Origin of the sequence: Streptomyces sp. NPDC020362 (assembly GCF_040642095.1) — a bacterium.
In the GTDB taxonomy this organism is placed as follows: Bacteria; Actinomycetota; Actinomycetes; order Streptomycetales; family Streptomycetaceae; genus Streptomyces.
Map to the genome: position 1 here is coordinate 1 of NZ_JBFAET010000392.1, position 3,636 is coordinate 3,636.

At 74.0% G+C, this 3,636-nt stretch carries 1 protein-coding gene; it reads right to left on the reverse strand.

Annotated features, from left to right (window positions below):
• Positions 1-3,636: SDR family NAD(P)-dependent oxidoreductase (locus AB0H32_RS47380; protein ID WP_361135654.1), on the reverse strand; the 3,636-nt coding region annotated here is incomplete at both ends.

The window sequence follows — 3,636 nt, forward strand, 5'->3', positions numbered from 1 at the left end:
CTCCCGCAAACGCCCCGCCTGCCCCGACAAACCGCTCACCGACCGGCCCGACACCAGCCACGCGCTCACACCCTCGGTCTCGACCACCGCAGAGGTGTCGGCCTTGGTGGTCGCGCCCTCGTGGGTGGCGTCGCCCTGGCCGTCGGACTCCGGTGCATGGGCCTCGGCGGCCGGCGCCTCCTCCAGGATGATGTGTGCGTTGGTGCCGCTCAGTCCGAACGAGGAGACGCCGGCCCGCCGGGGGTGGCCGTTGGTGGGCCACGGCGCCGGTTCCGTCAGCAGCTTGACATCCCCGGCCGACCAGTCCACGTGCGGCGAGGGCTCGTCCACGTGCAGCGTCTTCGGCAGCTGCTCGTTCTGGAGCGCCAGCACCATCTTGATCACACCGGCCGCACCGGCGGCGGCCTGGGTGTGGCCGATGTTGGACTTCACCGAGCCGAGCAGCAGCGGCCGCTCCTCCGACCGGTCCTGGCCGTACGTCGCCAGCAGCGCCTGCGCCTCGATCGGGTCGCCCAGCTTGGTGCCGGTGCCGTGCGCCTCGACGACGTCGACCTCGGCCGCGCCCACCCCGGCGTTCGCGAGCGCGGCACGGATGACGCGCTGCTGCGAGGGGCCGTTCGGGGCGGTCAGGCCGTTGGACGCGCCGTCCTGGTTGATCGCGGAGCCGCGCACCACCGCCAGCACCTTGTGGCCGTTGCGCCGGGCGTCCGACAGCCGCTCCACGACAACCATGCCCGCGCCCTCGGCGAAGCCCATCCCGTCGGCCTGCGCGGAGAACGCCTTGCAGCGTCCGTCCATCGCCAGGCCGCTCTGCTCGCTGAAGCCGACGAAGCCGTCGGGGGTCACGAGGATCGTGATGCCGCCGGCCAGTGCCATCGAGCACTCGCCGGACCGCAGGGCCTGGGCGGCCAGGTGCAGGGCGACCAGGGACGACGAGCAGGCCGTGTCGACCGTCACCGCCGGGCCCTCGAGGCCGAGCGCGTAGGACACGCGGCCGGACAGCACGCTCGTGGCGTTGCCGGTGATGAGGTGGGCCGCGCCTTCGACGTCCACGCCGTAGCCGTATCCGGACGCGTAGCCGCCGGCGAAGACACCGGTCGTGCTGCCGCGCAGCGACTCCGGGTCGATGCCGGCCCGCTCCAGGGCCTCCCAGGACACCTCCAGCAGCAGCCGCTGCTGCGGGTCCATCGCCAGCGCCTCGCGCGGGCTGATCCCGAAGAACCCGGCGTCGAACCCGCTCATGTCCTTGATGAATCCGCCGGCCTGGACGTAGGAGGTGTATCCCTCGCCCGAGGGGTCGCTGAGGGCCTCCAGGTCCCAGTCCCGGTCGTCCGGGAAGCCGGAGATCGCGTCCCCGCCGGAGGTCAGCAGCGCCCACATTCCGTCGGGGTCGACGACGCCGCCCGGGTAGCGGCAGCTCATGCCGACGATCGCGATCGGCTCGTCGGCCACGGCCGGGGCCGGGGTTGCGGTCGGTGTCGCGGTGTCGTCCGGCAGCGCCCCGAGCAGCTCGGTCTGGAGGTACTCGCTCAGGGCGGACGGGCTGGGGTAGTCGAACAGCAGGGTCGCGGGCAGCCGCAGATCCGTGGCGGAGCTGAGCTCGTTGCGCAGTTCCACCGCGGTCAGGGAGTCGAAGCCCAGTTCGCTGAAGGCACGGCCGGCCTCGACCTGCTCGGGCGACGCGTGGCCCAGTACCTGGGCGGCCTTGCCCTGGACCAGCTCGGTCAGCACCCGCTGCTGCTCGGCCCGGCCCATACCGGCCAGCCGTCGCGCCAGATCCCCTTCGGCCGGTGCGACGGTCACGTCCGCCAGGAGCGCGGCCAGCTGGTGGATCTCCGGCAGGTCCCGCATCAGCGGAACCTGCAGCAGGCCGGCTGCCGCCTGCGGCTGCGCGAGGACGATGGACCAGTCGATGTTCGTCAGCGTCAGCACGGTGTCAGTGCCGTCGAGCGCCTCGGCCAGGGCCCGGACCGCCAGGTCCGGATCCATCATGCCTTCCCACTGGTTGCGGGCCAGCCGCTGCCGCGCTGCCGCGTTGCCCTCGGCCACACCACCGCCCGACCACGGGCCCCAGGCCACGGCGAGTGCGGCCAGTCCGCGGCTGCGCCGGTTCTCGGCCACGGCGTCCAGGTAGGCGTTCGCCGCCGCGTAGTTGGCCTGGCCCGGACCGCCCGTGGTGGCCACCACGGAGGAGAACAGCACGAAGGCGTCCAGGTCCAGGTCCGCGGTGAGTTCGTCCAGGTGGGCGGCGCTCGCGGCCTTGGGGGCCAGCACCGTCTCCAGCCGTGTCGGCGAGAGGTGGTCGATCACGCCGTCGTCCAGCACGCCCGCGGTGTGCACCACGGCGGACAGTGCAGGACCGTGCTGCCCGGTCCAGTCGATCAGCCCGGCCAGCTCGGACCGGTCGCCGACGTCACAGGTCACCACGTCCACGCGGGTGCCCCGGGCGGCCAGTTCGGCGGCCTGCGCCGCGGCGCCCGGTGCGCCGGGTCCGGAGCGGCTGGTCAGCACCAGACGGTCCGCGCCGCGGCCGGCCAGCCAGCGCGCCACATGCCCGGCGAGCGCCCCGGTGCCGCCGGTGATCAGCGCGCTGGTGTGCTCGGGCCGCCACTTCCCGTTCGCCGACGGCTGCGGAGCACGGTTCAGCCGGCGGCCCAGGATCCCGGCGGGCCTGAGGACGGCCGCGTTCTCGTCGCAGCCGGCCAGTACGGCCACCAGCTGCGCGCCGGTCCGTTCGTCCAGTACGGCGGGCAGGTCGATCAACCCGCCCCAGCGGTCGGGGTATTCCAGGGGGACGACGCGGCCGAAGCCCCAGACCTGTGCCTGCAACGGGTTGGTCAGCACCTCGCCGGGTGCTGCGGCGACGGCGCCGCGGGTCAGGATCCACAGCGGTGCGCCGACCTCGGCATCGCCCAGGCCCTGCACCAGAGCGAGCGTGGCGGCCAAGCCTCCGGTCACCGCCGGGTGGTCCGGCAGCGGCGTCTCGTCCAGCGCCAGCAGCGACACCACACCGGACACCACGGCGGGTTCCGTACCGGCGTTCCGCAGCGCCTCACCGAGCAGCGCGGCGACGTCGGTGCGGTCGACGGTCCCGGCCGGTACCTCTACGACGACGGACTCGGCGCCGCGCGAGGTCAGCGCCATCAGACATCCCTGCGTCACTTCGTCTGCAGCCGTGCCGGCGGGGGCCACGACCAGCCACTGTCCGGACAGCCGTGCGGCGCCGGGCTCGGCGACCGGCGCCCAGCCCACGCGGTAGCGCAGGCCCGCCGTCGCCGACCGGTCCTGCTCGCGGCGCCGCCAGGACGCCAGCGCCGGCAGCACCTCGCTGAGCTGCTTCTCGTCCACGATCGCCAACGTGTCCGCGATGTGGGCCAGGTCCCCGCCCTCGACGGCCGCCCAGAACCGCGCCTCCGCCGCCGTACTCGCACCGTCGCCGCCGAGCGTGGGCGCGGTCGTGGCCGCGGCCGCGGCCTGCAGCCAGTACCGCTGATGCTGGAAGGCGTAGGTCGGCAGGTCGACCCAGTCCGCGGCGGGCAGCACCGTCTTCCAGTCCACGCTCAGCCCGGCGACGTACGCCTGCGCGAGCGAGGTGATCAGCCGCGAGGCACCGCCGTTGTCCCGCTCCAGCGTGCC